The following is a 14,633-nucleotide window of genomic DNA, read 5'->3' as shown; positions in this document are numbered from 1 at the left end:
GCAGTGTTCAAGCATCAACCGCTTTTTGGGTCGACTTGAAGACACGAATTTTTTTGCCTTCTTCTACTTTGAAACCAACGCGGTCAGCCTTGTTGGTTTCGCCGTTGAAAATGGCGACGTTGGAAGCGTGCAGTGGCGCTTCTTTCTCGACGATACCGCCCTGTACGCCCGACATCGGGTTAGGCTTGGTATGGCGCTTCACCAGGTTGATCCCACCAACGACCAGACGGTCGTCAGCGAGAACCTTCAGCACCTTACCGCGCTTGCCTTTGTCTTTGCCGGCGATCACGATGATCTCGTCGTCACGACGAATCTTTTGCATGTCGGATCTCCTTACAGCACTTCTGGGGCGAGCGAGACGATCTTCATGAACTTCTCAGTACGAAGTTCACGGGTCACTGGCCCAAAGATACGGGTGCCGATCGGCTCTTGCTTGTTGTTCAGCAGAACAGCAGCGTTGCCATCAAAGCGGATAATGGAGCCGTCAGCGCGACGAACACCGTGGCGAGTGCGGACTACAACAGCAGTCATCACTTGGCCTTTCTTCACCTTACCGCGAGGAATTGCTTCCTTGACGGTAACTTTGATGATGTCACCGATGCCAGCGTAACGACGATGCGAGCCACCCAGCACCTTGATGCACATAACGCGACGAGCGCCGCTGTTATCGGCCACATCGAGCATGGATTGAGTCTGAATCATATAATTTCTCCGACCCCTAGCCCTTAGACTTCCACAGCGCGTTCGAGAACTTCAACCAGCGCCCAGGACTTAGTCTTGGCCATCGGACGAGTTTCACGAATCGAAACTTTGTCGCCGATGTGGCATTGATTGGTTTCGTCGTGCGCGTGCAGCTTAGTCGAACGCTTAACGTATTTACCGTAGATCGGGTGCTTTACGCGACGCTCGATCAATACGGTGATGGTCTTGTCCATCTTGTCGCTGACAACACGGCCAGTCAGCGTACGGACGGTTTTTTCGGCTTCAGCCATGATTACTTACCTGCCTGCTGGTTGAGCACAGTTTTCACGCGAGCGATGTCACGCTTAACTTGCGAGAGCAGGTGAGACTGCCCCAACTGGCCAGTTGCTTTCTGCATACGCAGATTGAACTGGTCGCGCAGCAAGCCGAGCAATTGCTCGTTCAGTTGCTGTGCTGATTTTTCACGAAGTTCATTCGCTTTCATCACATCACCGTCCGCTTAACAAAGGAGGTGGCGAGAGGCAGCTTTGCAGCTGCCAAGGCGAATGCCTCACGCGCCAGCTCTTCAGAAACACCCTCGATTTCATACAGGACTTTGCCTGGCTGAATCTGGGCAACCCAGTACTCGACGGAACCCTTACCTTTACCCATCCGCACTTCGAGAGGCTTCTTGGAGATCGGCTTGTCCGGGAATACACGGATCCAGATCTTGCCGCCACGTTTTACGTGACGGGTCAGGGCACGACGTGCCGACTCGATCTGACGGGCGGTGAGACGACCGCGGGCAACAGCTTTCAAGGCGAACTCGCCGAAGCTGACTTTGCTACCGCGCAGTGCCAGACCACGGTTGTGGCCAGTCATCTGCTTGCGGAACTTCGTACGCTTAGGTTGCAACATTTGGCGTACCCCTTACTTAGCAGCTTTTTTACGAGGCGCTGGTGCTTGTGGTTTCAGTTCTTCTTGGCGACCACCAATTACTTCGCCTTTGAAGATCCAAACCTTCACACCGATCACACCGTAAGTGGTGTGAGCTTCGTAGGTGGCATAGTCGATATCGGCACGCAGGGTGTGCAGTGGCACACGACCTTCGCGATACCATTCAGTACGTGCGATTTCAGCACCGCCGAGACGACCGCTCACTTGGATTTTGATGCCTTTGGCACCAATGCGCATGGCGTTCTGTACGGCGCGCTTCATAGCGCGACGGAACATTACGCGACGCTCCAGCTGCTGAGCTACGCTCTGGGCAACCAGCATACCGTCGAGTTCCGGCTTGCGGATTTCTTCGATATTGATGTGCACAGGCACACCCATCTGCTTGGTCAGGTCCTGACGCAGTTTCTCAACATCTTCACCTTTCTTCCCGATAACGATACCTGGACGAGCGGTGTGGATGGTGATGCGTGCAGTTTGAGCCGGACGATGGATATCGATACGGCTTACGGACGCGCTTTTTAGTTTGTCTTGGAGATACTCACGCACCTTCAGATCTGCGAACAAGTAGTCCGCATAAGTCCGACCGTCTGCGTACCAGACGGAGGTGTGCTCCTTGACGATTCCCAGGCGAATGCCAATGGGATGTACTTTCTGACCCATCTGATCGACTCCGTTACTTGTCAGCAACCTTGACAGTGATATGGCAAGACCGCTTGACGATGCGATCAGCGCGGCCTTTGGCACGCGGCATGATGCGCTTCAGCGAACGCCCTTCGTTAACGAAAACGGTGGAGACCTTCAGGTCATCAACGTCTGCGCCTTCGTTGTGCTCGGCGTTGGCTACGGCCGACTCCAGCACTTTCTTGATGATTTCCGCGGCTTTTTTACTGCTAAAAGCCAGCAGGTTGAGCGCTTCGCCCACCTTCTTCCCGCGGATCTGGTCGGCGACCAAGCGGGCTTTCTGGGCGGAGATTCGAGCGCCCGACAACTTAGCGGCTACTTCCATTTCCTTACCCCTTAACGCTTGGCTTTCTTGTCAGCCACGTGCCCACGATATGTGCGGGTACCGGCGAACTCGCCCAGTTTGTGGCCGACCATGTCTTCGTTAACGAGAACTGGGACGTGTTGACGACCGTTGTGTACTGCGATGGTCAGACCGACCATTTGTGGCAGGATCATCGAACGACGCGACCAGGTTTTCACCGGTTTGCGATCGTTCTTTTCCGCCGCCACTTCGATCTTCTTCAGTAGGTGAAGATCAATAAAAGGACCTTTTTTCAGAGAACGTGGCACTGTCGTATCCCTCTATTTACTTGCGACGACGGACGATCATTTTGTCGGTACGCTTATTACCACGAGTCTTCGCGCCCTTAGTCGGGAAGCCCCATGGCGATACCGGATGACGACCACCGGAGGTACGACCTTCACCACCACCATGTGGGTGGTCAACCGGGTTCATGGCAACACCACGAACGGTTGGGCGAACGCCACGCCAGCGTTTGGCACCAGCTTTACCCAGCGAACGCAGGCTGTGCTCGGAGTTCGAGACTTCGCCCAGGGTCGCACGGCATTCAGCCAGGACTTTACGCATTTCACCAGAGCGCAGACGCAGGGTCACATAGACACCTTCGCGAGCGATCAGCTGAGCCGAAGCACCAGCGGAACGAGCGATTTGAGCACCTTTGCCCGGCTTCAGTTCGATGCCGTGAATGGTGCTACCCACTGGGATGTTGCGCAGTTGCAGGGAGTTGCCTGGCTTGATTGGAGCCAGAGCGCCTGCGATCAGCTGGTCGCCAGCACTCACGCCTTTAGGGGCGATGATGTAGCGGCGCTCGCCGTCTGCGTACAGCAGCAGTGCGATGTGAGCAGTACGGTTTGGATCGTATTCGATACGCTCGACGGTGGCAGCGATGCCATCCTTGTCGTTGCGACGGAAGTCGACCAGACGGTAATGCTGCTTATGACCACCACCTACGTGACGAGTAGTGATGCGGCCATTGTTGTTACGACCACCAGACTTCGATTTTTTCTCGAGCAGCGGTGCGTGAGGAGCGCCTTTGTGCAGCTCCTGGTTGACCACCTTGACCACAAAACGGCGGCCAGGGGAAGTCGGTTTGCATTTAACGATTGCCATGATGCACCCCTTCCTTACTCAGCACTGCTGCTGAAATCGAGATCTTGGCCTGGCTGAAGGGAGATAACTGCCTTCTTCCAGTCATTACGCTTGCCCAGACCGCGAGCAGTGCGCTTGCTTTTACCCAGAACGTTCAGGGTAGTCACACGCTCTACTTTCACGCTGAACAGGCTTTCGACGGCCTTCTTGATTTCCAGCTTGGTTGCATCAGTAGCAACCTTGAAAACGAACTGACCTTTTTTGTCTGCCAGAACCGTAGCCTTCTCGGAAACGTGCGGGCCAAGCAGAACTTTAAATACGCGTTCCTGGTTCATCCCAGCAGCTCCTCGAATTTCTTCACGGCCGACACGGTGATCAACACCTTGTCGTATGCGATCAGACTAACTGGATCGGAACCTTGCACGTCACGTACATCGACGTGTGGCAGGTTGCGAGCAGCCAGGTACAGGTTCTGATCAACAGCGTCAGACACGATCAGGACGTCAGTCAGACCCATGCCATTCAGCTTGTTCAGCAGGTCTTTGGTTTTTGGAGCTTCAACAGCGAAGTCCTGAACCACGACCAGACGATCGGTACGTACCAGCTCAGCAAGGATGGAGCGCAGAGCAGCGCGATACATCTTCTTGTTCAGCTTTTGCGAGTGGTCCTGAGGACGCGCTGCAAAGGTGGTACCGCCGCCGCGCCAGATTGGGCTACGGATGGTACCGGCACGAGCACGGCCAGTACCTTTCTGACGCCATGGGCGCTTGCCGCCACCGGAAACGTCGGAACGGGTTTTTTGCTGCTTGCTACCTTGACGGCCGCCGGCCATGTAGGCCACGACTGCTTGGTGAACCAGCGTCTCGTTGAACTCGCCGCCGAAAGTCAGTTCGGAAACTTCGATCGCTTGAGCGTCATTTACATTTAATTGCATTTCAGCTTCCCCTTAACCGCGAGCCTTGGCTGCCGGACGCACAACCAGGTTGCCGCCAGTAGCGCCAGGAACAGCACCCTTGACGAGCAGCAGATTGCGTTCAGCGTCGACGCGCACAACTTCCAGGGACTGCACGGTCACGCGCTCAGCGCCCATATGACCGGACATTTTTTTGCCCTTGAATACACGACCAGGAGTCTGGCACTGGCCGATAGAGCCAGGGACGCGGTGGGAAACGGAGTTACCGTGGGTGTTATCTTGACCGCGGAAGTTCCAACGCTTGATGGTACCGGCAAAGCCTTTACCCTTGGACTGACCGGTAACGTCTACCAGTTGGCCTGCAGCGAAGATTTCAGCATTGATCAAGTCGCCAGCCTGGTACTCGCCGTCTTCAAGACGGAATTCCCAGACACCGCGACCAGCGGCAACGTTCGCTTTAGCGAAGTGACCTGCTTGAGCAGCAGTCACACGCGAAGCACGACGCTCACCTACAGTGACTTGCACTGCACGATAGCCATCGGTCTCTTCAGTTTTGAACTGGGTGACGCGATTCGGCTCGATCTCAATGACCGTGACCGGAATGGAGACACCTTCTTCGGTGAAAATACGGGTCATACCGGATTTTCGACCGACTACACCAATAGTCATGTTGTAAACCTCATGAGTGTACGGGGCTTTCACCCGCTATGGCCGCCCATTTCAGAGCGTTACACGACTAAGACCCTGTCTTAGCCGAGGCTGATCTGCACTTCCACACCTGCCGCAAGATCAAGCTTCATCAGCGCATCAACGGTTTTATCCGTTGGCTGGACGATGTCCAGAACGCGCTTATGAGTACGGATCTCGTACTGGTCACGCGCGTCTTTGTTGACGTGCGGGGAGACCAGAACGGTGAACCGCTCTTTGCGAGTAGGCAGTGGAATTGGACCACGCACTTGAGCACCAGTACGTTTCGCGGTTTCCACGATTTCCTGGGTGGATTGGTCGATCAGGCGATGGTCAAAAGCCTTCAACCTGATACGGATTTGCTGATTTTGCATTGGATTTCAGACTCCAGGCTGCTATTCCCACCGGGCGCACTACGCCCGTTAAAAGGAGGCGTGATTCTATAGACCGCCTGACTGGGTGTCAACCCAATAAAAAAGCCCCCGCAAAAGCGGGGGCCTTTCTCAAGCGATCATCGATTACTCGATGATTTTGGCTACTACGCCAGCGCCGACGGTACGACCGCCTTCACGGATTGCGAAACGCAGGCCGTCTTCCATTGCGATGGTTTTGATCAGGGTAACAGTCATCTGAATGTTATCACCTGGCATTACCATTTCAACGCCTTCTGGCAGTTCGCAGTTACCGGTCACGTCAGTGGTACGGAAGTAGAACTGAGGACGGTAGCCTTTGAAGAACGGAGTGTGACGGCCGCCTTCTTCTTTCGACAGAACGTAGACTTCTGCGGTGAACTTGGTGTGCGGCTTGACCGAACCTGGCTTGACCAGAACCTGGCCACGCTCAACGTCGTCACGCTTGGTACCACGCAGCAGAACGCCGCAGTTCTCGCCAGCACGACCTTCGTCCAGCAGCTTGCGGAACATCTCAACACCGGTGCAGGTGGTGGTGGTGGTGTCACGCAGACCAACGATTTCCAGGGAGTCCTGGACGCGGACGATACCACGCTCGATACGGCCGGTAACAACAGTACCGCGACCCGAGATCGAGAATACGTCTTCGATTGGCATCAGGAACGGCTTGTCGATAGCGCGCTCTGGCTCTGGGATGTAGGTGTCCAGAGTTTCGACCAGCTTACGAACGGCAGTGGTGCCCATTTCGTTGTCGTCTTTGCCTTCCAGCGCCATACGAGCCGAACCGATGATGATCGGAGTGTCGTCGCCTGGGAAGTCGTAGGTCGACAGCAGGTCACGAACTTCCATCTCAACCAGTTCCAGCAGCTCAGCGTCGTCTACCAGGTCAGCCTTGTTCAGGAAGACCACGATGTACGGAACGCCAACCTGACGGGACAGCAGGATGTGCTCACGGGTTTGTGGCATCGGACCATCGGCGGCCGAGCAAACCAGGATCGCGCCGTCCATCTGGGCAGCACCGGTGATCATGTTCTTCACGTAGTCAGCGTGACCTGGGCAGTCAACGTGAGCGTAGTGACGAATAGTCGAGTTGTACTCAACGTGAGCGGTGTTGATGGTGATACCGCGAGCTTTTTCTTCTGGGGCGCTGTCGATCTTGTCGAAGTCGACGATGGCCGAACCGAAAACTTCGGAGCAGACGCGAGTCAGAGCAGCGGTCAGAGTGGTTTTACCGTGGTCAACGTGGCCGATGGTGCCAACGTTTACGTGAGGTAGGGAACGATCAAATTTTTCTTTAGCCACGACAGTGAACTCCTAGCCTAAAGGGGCTGAATCAGCCTTGTTTTTTAACGATAGCTTCGACGATATTCGACGGAGCTTCGGAGTATTTGGAGAATTCCATAGAGTAGCTCGCGCGACCCTGAGACATGGAACGGACGTCGGTCGCATAACCGAACATCTCACCCAACGGAACTTCGGCGCGGATAACTTTGCCGGAAACCGTGTCTTCCATACCCTGGATCAGACCGCGACGACGGTTCAGGTCACCCATCACGTCGCCCATGTAGTCCTCAGGTGTTACAACTTCAACCTTCATGATCGGCTCAAGAACAACACCGCCACCTTTGGTAGCCAGTTGCTTGGTCGCCATGGAGGCTGCCACCTTGAACGCCATCTCGTTGGAGTCGACGTCGTGGTAAGAGCCATCGAACACAGTAGCCTTCAGGCCGATGAGCGGATAGCCGGCAACAACACCGTTCTTCATCTGCTCTTCAATGCCCTTCTGGATAGCAGGGATGTATTCCTTAGGAACCACACCACCAACTACTTCGTTCACGAATACCAGACCTTCCTGACCTTCGTCTGCCGGAGCAAAACGGATCCAGCAATGGCCGAACTGGCCACGGCCGCCGGACTGGCGAACGAACTTGCCTTCGATCTCACAGTTCTTCGTGATCTTCTCACGATAAGAAACCTGTGGTTTACCGATGTTGGCTTCAACGTTGAACTCACGGCGCATCCGGTCAACCAGGATGTCCAGGTGCAACTCGCCCATACCCGAGATGATCGTTTGACCAGTCTCTTCGTCGGTCTTGACGCGGAAAGAAGGGTCTTCCTGAGCAAGTTTGCCCAGAGCGATACCCATTTTTTCCTGGTCATCCTTGGTTTTTGGCTCAACGGCAACCGAAATAACCGGCTCCGGGAAGTCCATGCGAACCAGGATGATTGGCTTGTCAGCAGAGCACAGGGTGTCACCAGTGGTGACGTCCTTCATGCCGATCAGGGCCGCGATGTCACCAGCGCGTACTTCCTTGATCTCTTCACGGGTGTTTGCGTGCATTTGCACCATACGACCCACGCGCTCTTTCTTGCCCTTGACCGAGTTGATCACGCCGTCGCCGGAGCTCAACACGCCCGAGTAAACGCGAGCGAAGGTCAGGGTACCCACGAATGGGTCGGTAGCGATCTTGAACGCCAGAGCCGAGAACGGCTCGCTGTCGTCTGCATGACGCTCCATGGCAACAGTCTCGTCATCCGGGTCGGAACCCTTGATGGCAGGAATGTCGACTGGTGCTGGCAGGTAGTCGATAACGGCGTCCAGAACCAGGGGCACGCCCTTGTTCTTGAACGAGGAACCGCAAACGGCCAGAACGATTTCGCCGGCGATAGTACGCTGACGCAGAGCAGCCTTGATCTCTTCGATCGACAGCTCTTCGCCTTCCAGGTACTTGTTCATCAGCTCTTCGCTGGCTTCGGCGGCAGCCTCAACCATGTTGCTGCGCCACTCTTCAGCCAGTTCCTGCAGCTCGGCAGGGATAGCTTCGCGACGAGGGGCCATGCCCTTGTCAGCGTCATCCCAGTACACGGCTTCCATGGTCATCAGGTCGATTTGACCCTGGAACTCATCTTCCGCACCGATGGCCAGCTGGATCGGCACCGGGGTGTGACCCAGGCGCTGCTTGATCTGACCGACTACGCGCAGGAAGTTGGCACCTTGACGGTCCATCTTGTTGACGTAAACCAGACGTGGAACGCCGTATTTGTTGGCTTGACGCCATACGGTTTCCGACTGTGGCTCAACGCCCGAAGTACCGCAGAACACAACGACAGCACCGTCGAGTACGCGCAGCGAACGTTCTACTTCAATGGTGAAGTCAACGTGGCCGGGGGTATCGATGATGTTGAAGCGGTGCTTCTCGAACTGCTTGACGGAACCAGCCCAGAAGGCAGTAGTAGCAGCGGAAGTAATGGTAATACCCCGCTCCTGCTCTTGCACCATCCAGTCCATGGTCGCGGCGCCATCATGCACCTCGCCCATTTTGTGGTTCACGCCTGTGTAGAACAGGACGCGCTCAGTAGTCGTGGTTTTACCCGCGTCCACGTGAGCAACGATACCGATGTTACGGTAGCGTTTGATATCAGTTGTACGAGCCATAAAGCCCTCGCAAAATTATTGACGCTGGATTTAGAAGCGGTAGTGCGAGAACGCTTTGTTGGCTTCAGCCATACGGTGAACGTCTTCACGCTTCTTAACTGCAGCACCTTTGCCTTCAGCAGCGTCCAACAGTTCGCCGGCCAAACGCAGAGCCATCGACTTTTCACCGCGCTTGCGCGCGAAGTCTACCAGCCAGCGCATTGCCAGGGCGTTACGACGGGAAGGACGAACTTCGACCGGAACCTGGTAAGTAGCACCGCCTACACGGCGCGACTTTACTTCGACCAGCGGAGCGATGGCGTCGAGAGCTTTCTCGAAGATTTCCAGTGGGTCGCTGTTCTTGCGTTCTTTAACCTTGTCCAGCGCGCCATAAACGATACGCTCGGCAACGGCTTTCTTGCCGCTTTCCATCACGTGGTTCATGAACTTGGCCAGGATTTGGCTGCCGTATTTTGGATCGTCAAGCACTTCGCGCTTGGCTGCTACGCGTCTTCTTGGCATGGATAAGCCCTCAAACGGTCTTCAGGTTAGCTCGGGACATCCCACCCTGAGGTGCGGGACCCGACCTTACTCTTATCGACTCAGAAAAATAGATAATTGCAATGTGCTGCAAGCGGCCATTACTTCGGACGCTTGGTACCGTACTTCGAACGACCTTGGTTACGACCTTTAACGCCGGAGGTATCCAGGGAGCCGCGAACGGTGTGGTAACGAACACCTGGCAAGTCTTTTACACGACCGCCGCGGATCAGTACCACGCTGTGCTCTTGCAGGTTGTGGCCTTCACCGCCGATGTACGAGGAAACCTCGAAACCGTTGGTCAGGCGCACACGGCATACTTTACGCAGTGCCGAGTTAGGTTTTTTCGGCGTGGTGGTGTACACACGGGTGCACACGCCACGACGTTGCGGGCAGTTCTGCAGCGCAGGTACGTCGGATTTCTCGACGATACGCTTACGCGGCTGACGTACCAGCTGGTTGATAGTTGCCATCTACTAGCTCCACTGTTGTCTTGCGACGCTATTGTCTTGCAAGAAAAGCAAAATGGCAGGACATACGTCCCGCCAGATTTAGGGGTACAAGAGTCTAAAGAGGATCTTGTCCCCAGTCAAGGCAAGGCCCTGCCCTCCCCGACCAGCCGGATTCGGACATTGTGTGTCCGAATCCTTCGATCGCAGAGTCCAGGGCCCTACTTTGTTCAGTTACCGCTGGAGTTCAGCGCTTCAGTCAGTGCTGCTTCGACTTCGCTGGCGCTTACACGCAACGGCTTGTCAGCATCACGGCGACGCTTGCGCTCGCTGTGGTATGCCAGACCGGTACCCGCCGGGATCAGACGACCCACGACCACGTTTTCTTTCAGGCCGCGCAGGTAGTCGCGCTTGCCGGTTACCGCCGCTTCGGTCAGTACGCGAGTGGTTTCCTGGAAGGAAGCCGCCGAGATGAACGATTCGGTGGACAGCGAAGCCTTGGTGATCCCCAGCAGTACACGGGTGTACTTGGAGATGAACTTGTCTTCGCCAGCCAGACGCTCGTTCTCGCCCAGAACCTGGGTGAGTTCCATCTGGTCGCCCTTGATGAAGCTCGAATCGCCCGACTCGGAGATCTCGACCTTGCGCAGCATCTGACGCAGGATGGTCTCGATGTGCTTGTCGTTGATCTTCACGCCTTGCAGACGGTAAACGTCCTGGATCTCGTTGACGATGTACTTGGCGAGCGCGCTCACACCCAGCAGACGCAGGATGTCGTGCGGATCGCTAGGACCGTCGGAGATAACTTCGCCGCGGTTCACTTGCTCGCCTTCGAAGACGTTCAGGTGACGCCACTTCGGAATCAGCTCCTCGTACGGATCGCTGCCGTCGTTCGGGGTAATGACCAGACGGCGCTTGCCCTTGGTCTCTTTACCGAACGCGATGGTGCCGCTGACTTCAGCCAGAATCGAGGCTTCTTTCGGACGACGCGCTTCGAACAAGTCGGCAACGCGTGGCAGACCACCGGTGATGTCACGGGTCTTGGAGGTTTCTTGTGGAATACGGGCGATAACGTCACCCACACCCACTTGCACACCATCCGCAACACCGACGAGGGCGTTGGCCGGCAGGAAGTACTGAGCCGGTACGTCGGTACCTGGCAGCAGCAGATCCTTACCATCGACACCTACCATCTTGACCGCTGGTCGGATTTCTTTACCAGCTGCAGGACGGTCTTTGACGTCCAGTACTTCGATGTTGGTCAGACCGGTCAGTTCGTCGGTCTGGCGCTTGATCGTAATACCTTCTTCCATGCCCACGAAGGTCACGGTACCTTTCATTTCGGTAACGATCGGGTGGGTGTGCGGGTCCCACTTGGCCACGATGGCACCAGCGTCGACCTTGTCGCCTTCCTTCACCGAGATCACAGCACCGTATGGCAGCTTGTAACGCTCGCGCTCACGACCGAAGTCGTCGGCGATAGCCAGCTCACCGGAACGCGACACAGCAACCAGGTTGCCGTCGGCACGCTCAACGTGTTTCAGGTTGTGCAGACGAACCACACCACCGTTCTTCACCTGGACGCTGTCGGCAGCCGAGGTACGGCTTGCAGCACCACCGATGTGGAACGTACGCATGGTCAGCTGGGTACCCGGCTCACCGATGGACTGGGCAGCGATAACGCCGACCGCTTCACCGATGTTCACCTGGTGACCACGAGCCAGGTCACGACCGTAGCACTTGGCGCAGATGCCGTAGCGGGTTTCACAGCTGATCGGCGAGCGAACGATCACTTCGTCGATGCTGTTGAGTTCGATGAACTCTACCCACTTCTCGTCTACCAGGGTGCCGGCAGGGACGATGACTTCGTCGGTGCCTGGCTTGAACACGTCACGGGCGATAACACGGCCCAGTACACGCTCACCCAGCGGCTCTACAACGTCGCCGCCTTCAATGTGCGGGGTCATCAGCAGACCCTGCTCGGTGCCGCAGTCGATCTCGGTAACCACCAAGTCTTGCGCCACGTCTACCAGACGACGAGTCAGGTAACCGGAGTTAGCGGTTTTCAACGCGGTATCCGCCAGACCCTTACGAGCACCGTGAGTCGAGATGAAGTACTGGAGTACGCTCAGACCTTCACGGAAGTTCGCGGTAATTGGCGTCTCGATGATCGAGCCGTCCGGCTTGGCCATCAGACCACGCATACCGGCCAGCTGACGAATCTGAGCTGCCGAACCCCGGGCACCGGAGTCAGCCATCATGTACATCGAGTTGAAGGATTCCTGGTCAACTTCGTTGCCGTGGCGGTCGATGACCTTCTCTTTCGAGAGGTTGGACATCATCGCCTTGGAAACTTCGTCGTTGGCCTTGGACCAGAGGTCGATCACCTTGTTGTACTTCTCGCCCTGGGTTACCAGGCCGGAAGCGTATTGGCTTTCGATCTCTTTCACTTCGTCGGTCGCGGTACCGATGATGCGAGCTTTCTCATCCGGGATAACGAAGTCGTTAACACCGATGGAAACACCCGAAATCGTCGAGTAGGCGAAACCGGTGTACATCAACTGGTCAGCGAAGATAACGGTCTCTTTCAGACCAACCACGCGGTAGCACTGGTTGATCAGCTTGGAGATCGCCTTCTTCTTCATCGGCGTGTTGACGACGTCGAACGACAGGCCTGGTGGAACGACCTGGAACAGCAGCGCACGGCCGACGGTGGTGTCGACGATACGGGTGTTCTTGACGCTGCCGCCATCACGATCGTTTACAGTCTCGTTGATGCGCACTTTGATTTTTGCGTGCAGAGCTGCTTCGCCGGCGCGGAATACGCGGTCGACTTCCTGCAGGTCGGCAAACACGCGGCCTTCGCCCTTGGCGTTGATCGCTTCACGGGTCATGTAGTACAGACCCAGTACAACGTCCTGCGAAGGAACGATGATTGGCTCACCGTTGGCTGGCGACAGGATGTTGTTGGTCGACATCATCAGCGCACGGGCTTCGAGCTGGGCTTCCAGGGTCAGCGGTACGTGGACCGCCATCTGGTCGCCGTCGAAGTCGGCGTTGTACGCAGCACAGACCAGAGGGTGCAGCTGGATAGCCTTACCTTCGATCAGTACTGGTTCAAACGCCTGGATACCCAGACGGTGAAGGGTCGGTGCACGGTTGAGCAGTACCGGGTGTTCGCGAATCACTTCGGCGAGAACGTCCCATACCTCTGGCAGCTCGCGCTCGACCATCTTCTTGGCGGCCTTGATGGTGGTCGCCAGACCACGCATTTCCAGCTTGCCGAAGATGAACGGCTTGAACAGCTCCAGGGCCATCTTCTTCGGAAGACCGCACTGGTGCAGGCGCAGGGTCGGGCCTACGGTAATTACCGAACGACCGGAGTAGTCAACGCGCTTACCGAGCAAGTTCTGACGGAAACGACCTTGCTTACCCTTGATCATGTCAGCCAGGGATTTCAGAGGACGCTTGTTCGAACCGGTGATGGCGCGACCGCGACGACCGTTGTCCAGCAGGGCATCGACCGCTTCCTGCAGCATGCGCTTTTCGTTGCGCACGATGATGTCAGGGGCCGACAGGTCCAGCAGACGCTTCAGACGGTTGTTACGGTTGATCACTCGACGATACAGATCGTTGAGGTCGGAAGTCGCGAAGCGACCGCCATCCAGTGGGACCAGTGGACGCAGATCTGGCGGCAGAACCGGCAGAACGGTCAACACCATCCACTCAGGCAGGTTGCCGGAACCCTGGAAGGCTTCCATCAACTTCAGGCGCTTGGACAGCTTCTTGATCTTGGTTTCCGAGTTGGTCTGCGGAATCTCTTCGCGCAGGCGGCCGATCTCGTGTTCCAGGTCAATGGCGTGCAGCAGTTCGCGGACAGCCTCGGCACCCATGCGGGCGTCGAAGTCATCACCGAACTCTTCGAGGGCTTCGAAGTACTGCTCGTCGTTCAGCAGCTGACCCTTCTCCAGGGTAGTCATGCCCGGGTCGATAACGACATAGCTCTCGAAGTAGAGAACGCGTTCGATATCACGCAGGGTCATGTCCATCAGCAGGCCGATACGCGACGGCAGCGATTTCAGGAACCAGATGTGGGCGACAGGCGATGCCAGTTCGATGTGCGCCATGCGCTCACGACGAACCTTGGCCAGTGCAACTTCAACGCCGCACTTCTCGCAGATCACACCACGGTGTTTCAGGCGCTTGTACTTACCGCACAGGCACTCGTAGTCCTTGACTGGGCCAAAGATCTTGGCGCAGAACAGGCCGTCACGCTCAGGTTTGAACGTACGGTAGTTGATGGTTTCCGGCTTTTTAACTTCACCGAACGACCACGAACGGATCATCTCAGGCGACGCCAACCCGATACGGATTGCGTCAAACTCTTCGACTTGACCCTGGTTTTTCAGCAAATTCAGTAGGTCTTTCAAGGCCTTTCCTCCTGGCGGAGCAGGGAGCAGGCTTTAGG

The 14,633-nt window shown here is 56.2% G+C and carries 18 protein-coding genes; all 18 read right to left on the bottom strand.

What is annotated here, in order from left to right; translation table 11 throughout:
* Positions 1 to 7: 7 nt before the first annotated feature.
* Positions 8 to 322, bottom strand: coding sequence for a 50S ribosomal protein L24 (rplX, locus tag ACZ9GA_RS31750; protein ID WP_008374158.1), 315 nt, complete (start codon positions 320 to 322; stop codon positions 8 to 10).
* A gap of 11 nt (positions 323 to 333) precedes the next feature.
* Complete coding sequence (gene rplN / locus ACZ9GA_RS31745) at positions 334 to 702, bottom strand: 50S ribosomal protein L14 (protein ID WP_002555479.1); 369 nt, start codon at positions 700 to 702, stop codon at positions 334 to 336.
* A gap of 23 nt (positions 703 to 725) precedes the next feature.
* Entirely contained in the window at positions 726 to 992 is a 267-nt protein-coding gene (gene rpsQ, locus ACZ9GA_RS31740; RefSeq protein ID WP_027982007.1) for a 30S ribosomal protein S17, read from the bottom strand.
* A gap of 2 nt (positions 993 to 994) precedes the next feature.
* A complete protein-coding gene (gene rpmC / locus ACZ9GA_RS31735) occupies positions 995 to 1,186 on the bottom strand; it encodes a 50S ribosomal protein L29 (protein ID WP_002555481.1) in 192 nt (63 codons plus the stop codon).
* Positions 1,186 to 1,599 (bottom strand): 50S ribosomal protein L16, encoded by a 414-nt coding sequence (gene rplP / locus ACZ9GA_RS31730; protein ID WP_003255479.1) that lies wholly within the window; start codon positions 1,597 to 1,599, stop codon positions 1,186 to 1,188. The genes rpmC and rplP overlap by 1 nt, the downstream gene beginning before the upstream one ends.
* A 12-nt stretch (positions 1,600 to 1,611) precedes the next feature.
* The gene (rpsC, locus tag ACZ9GA_RS31725; protein ID WP_027982006.1) at positions 1,612 to 2,298 is read right to left on the bottom strand and encodes a 30S ribosomal protein S3; all 687 of its coding nucleotides are present in this window, start codon (positions 2,296 to 2,298) and stop codon (positions 1,612 to 1,614) included.
* 13 nt (positions 2,299 to 2,311) lie between these two features.
* Complete coding sequence (gene rplV / locus ACZ9GA_RS31720) at positions 2,312 to 2,644, bottom strand: 50S ribosomal protein L22 (protein ID WP_003210077.1); 333 nt, start codon at positions 2,642 to 2,644, stop codon at positions 2,312 to 2,314.
* An 11-nt stretch (positions 2,645 to 2,655) separates the two neighbouring features.
* Positions 2,656 to 2,931 carry a 30S ribosomal protein S19 gene (rpsS, locus tag ACZ9GA_RS31715; protein WP_002555486.1) on the bottom strand — a complete coding sequence of 92 codons (276 nt, stop codon included), beginning with the start codon at positions 2,929 to 2,931 and terminating at the stop codon, positions 2,656 to 2,658.
* Positions 2,932 to 2,947: 16 nt separating this feature from the next.
* Entirely contained in the window at positions 2,948 to 3,772 is an 825-nt protein-coding gene (gene rplB / locus ACZ9GA_RS31710) for a 50S ribosomal protein L2 (protein ID WP_008374163.1), read from the bottom strand.
* 14 nt (positions 3,773 to 3,786) lie between these two features.
* On the bottom strand, positions 3,787 to 4,086 hold the full coding sequence (gene rplW / locus ACZ9GA_RS31705) for a 50S ribosomal protein L23 (RefSeq protein ID WP_002555488.1): 300 nt from the start codon (positions 4,084 to 4,086) through the stop codon (positions 3,787 to 3,789).
* Positions 4,083 to 4,685 carry a 50S ribosomal protein L4 gene (rplD, locus tag ACZ9GA_RS31700; protein WP_008374167.1) on the bottom strand — a complete coding sequence of 201 codons (603 nt, stop codon included), beginning with the start codon at positions 4,683 to 4,685 and terminating at the stop codon, positions 4,083 to 4,085. Before rplD ends, rplW begins: the two co-directional genes overlap by 4 nt.
* A gap of 12 nt (positions 4,686 to 4,697) precedes the next feature.
* On the bottom strand, positions 4,698 to 5,333 hold the full coding sequence (gene rplC / locus ACZ9GA_RS31695; protein WP_457358152.1) for a 50S ribosomal protein L3: 636 nt from the start codon (positions 5,331 to 5,333) through the stop codon (positions 4,698 to 4,700).
* 80 nt (positions 5,334 to 5,413) lie between these two features.
* Positions 5,414 to 5,725 carry a 30S ribosomal protein S10 gene (gene rpsJ / locus ACZ9GA_RS31690; protein ID WP_003186070.1) on the bottom strand — a complete coding sequence of 104 codons (312 nt, stop codon included), beginning with the start codon at positions 5,723 to 5,725 and terminating at the stop codon, positions 5,414 to 5,416.
* Positions 5,726 to 5,869: 144 nt separating this feature from the next.
* Positions 5,870 to 7,063: an elongation factor Tu gene (tuf, locus tag ACZ9GA_RS31685; RefSeq protein ID WP_455924927.1), complete on the bottom strand. Its 1,194-nt coding sequence runs from the start codon at positions 7,061 to 7,063 to the stop codon at positions 5,870 to 5,872.
* 31 nt (positions 7,064 to 7,094) lie between these two features.
* Positions 7,095 to 9,197 (bottom strand): elongation factor G, encoded by a 2,103-nt coding sequence (fusA, locus tag ACZ9GA_RS31680; protein WP_277963925.1) that lies wholly within the window; start codon positions 9,195 to 9,197, stop codon positions 7,095 to 7,097.
* Between the two features lie 30 nt (positions 9,198 to 9,227).
* Entirely contained in the window at positions 9,228 to 9,698 is a 471-nt protein-coding gene (rpsG, locus tag ACZ9GA_RS31675; protein WP_010490886.1) for a 30S ribosomal protein S7, read from the bottom strand.
* Between the two features lie 119 nt (positions 9,699 to 9,817).
* The gene (gene rpsL, locus ACZ9GA_RS31670) at positions 9,818 to 10,189 is read right to left on the bottom strand and encodes a 30S ribosomal protein S12 (RefSeq protein ID WP_003186084.1); all 372 of its coding nucleotides are present in this window, start codon (positions 10,187 to 10,189) and stop codon (positions 9,818 to 9,820) included.
* A gap of 206 nt (positions 10,190 to 10,395) precedes the next feature.
* The gene (rpoC, locus tag ACZ9GA_RS31665) at positions 10,396 to 14,595 is read right to left on the bottom strand and encodes a DNA-directed RNA polymerase subunit beta' (RefSeq protein WP_027982003.1); all 4,200 of its coding nucleotides are present in this window, start codon (positions 14,593 to 14,595) and stop codon (positions 10,396 to 10,398) included.
* Positions 14,596 to 14,633 lie beyond the last annotated feature (38 nt).

The sequence above is a fragment of the Pseudomonas sp. TE3644 genome (genome assembly GCF_056278815.1).
This window is presented reverse-complemented; position numbering and strand designations above follow the sequence as displayed.

Bases quoted from the DNA above. Each gene is read 5' to 3' on its own strand.
- rplX (WP_008374158.1), bottom strand. From the start codon at position 322: ATGCAAAAGATTCGTCGTGACGACGAGATCATCGTGATCGCCGGCAAA.
- rpsG (WP_010490886.1), bottom strand. From the start codon at position 9,698: ATGCCAAGAAGACGCGTAGCAGCCAAGCGCGAAGTGCTTGACGATCCA.
- rpmC (WP_002555481.1), bottom strand. From the start codon at position 1,186: ATGAAAGCGAATGAACTTCGTGAAAAATCAGCACAGCAACTGAACGAG.
- rpsL (WP_003186084.1), bottom strand. From the start codon at position 10,189: ATGGCAACTATCAACCAGCTGGTACGTCAGCCGCGTAAGCGTATCGTC.
- rplP (WP_003255479.1), bottom strand. From the start codon at position 1,599: ATGTTGCAACCTAAGCGTACGAAGTTCCGCAAGCAGATGACTGGCCAC.
- rpsJ (WP_003186070.1), bottom strand. From the start codon at position 5,725: ATGCAAAATCAGCAAATCCGTATCAGGTTGAAGGCTTTTGACCATCGC.
- rpsQ (WP_027982007.1), bottom strand. From the start codon at position 992: ATGGCTGAAGCCGAAAAAACCGTCCGTACGCTGACTGGCCGTGTTGTC.
- rplW (WP_002555488.1), bottom strand. From the start codon at position 4,086: ATGAACCAGGAACGCGTATTTAAAGTTCTGCTTGGCCCGCACGTTTCC.
- rplC (WP_457358152.1), bottom strand. From the start codon at position 5,333: ATGACTATTGGTGTAGTCGGTCGAAAATCCGGTATGACCCGTATTTTC.
- rpsC (WP_027982006.1), bottom strand. From the start codon at position 2,298: ATGGGTCAGAAAGTACATCCCATTGGCATTCGCCTGGGAATCGTCAAG.
- rplD (WP_008374167.1), bottom strand. From the start codon at position 4,685: ATGCAATTAAATGTAAATGACGCTCAAGCGATCGAAGTTTCCGAACTG.
- fusA (WP_277963925.1), bottom strand. From the start codon at position 9,197: ATGGCTCGTACAACTGATATCAAACGCTACCGTAACATCGGTATCGTT.
- rplV (WP_003210077.1), bottom strand. From the start codon at position 2,644: ATGGAAGTAGCCGCTAAGTTGTCGGGCGCTCGAATCTCCGCCCAGAAA.
- rplN (WP_002555479.1), bottom strand. From the start codon at position 702: ATGATTCAGACTCAATCCATGCTCGATGTGGCCGATAACAGCGGCGCT.
- rplB (WP_008374163.1), bottom strand. From the start codon at position 3,772: ATGGCAATCGTTAAATGCAAACCGACTTCCCCTGGCCGCCGTTTTGTG.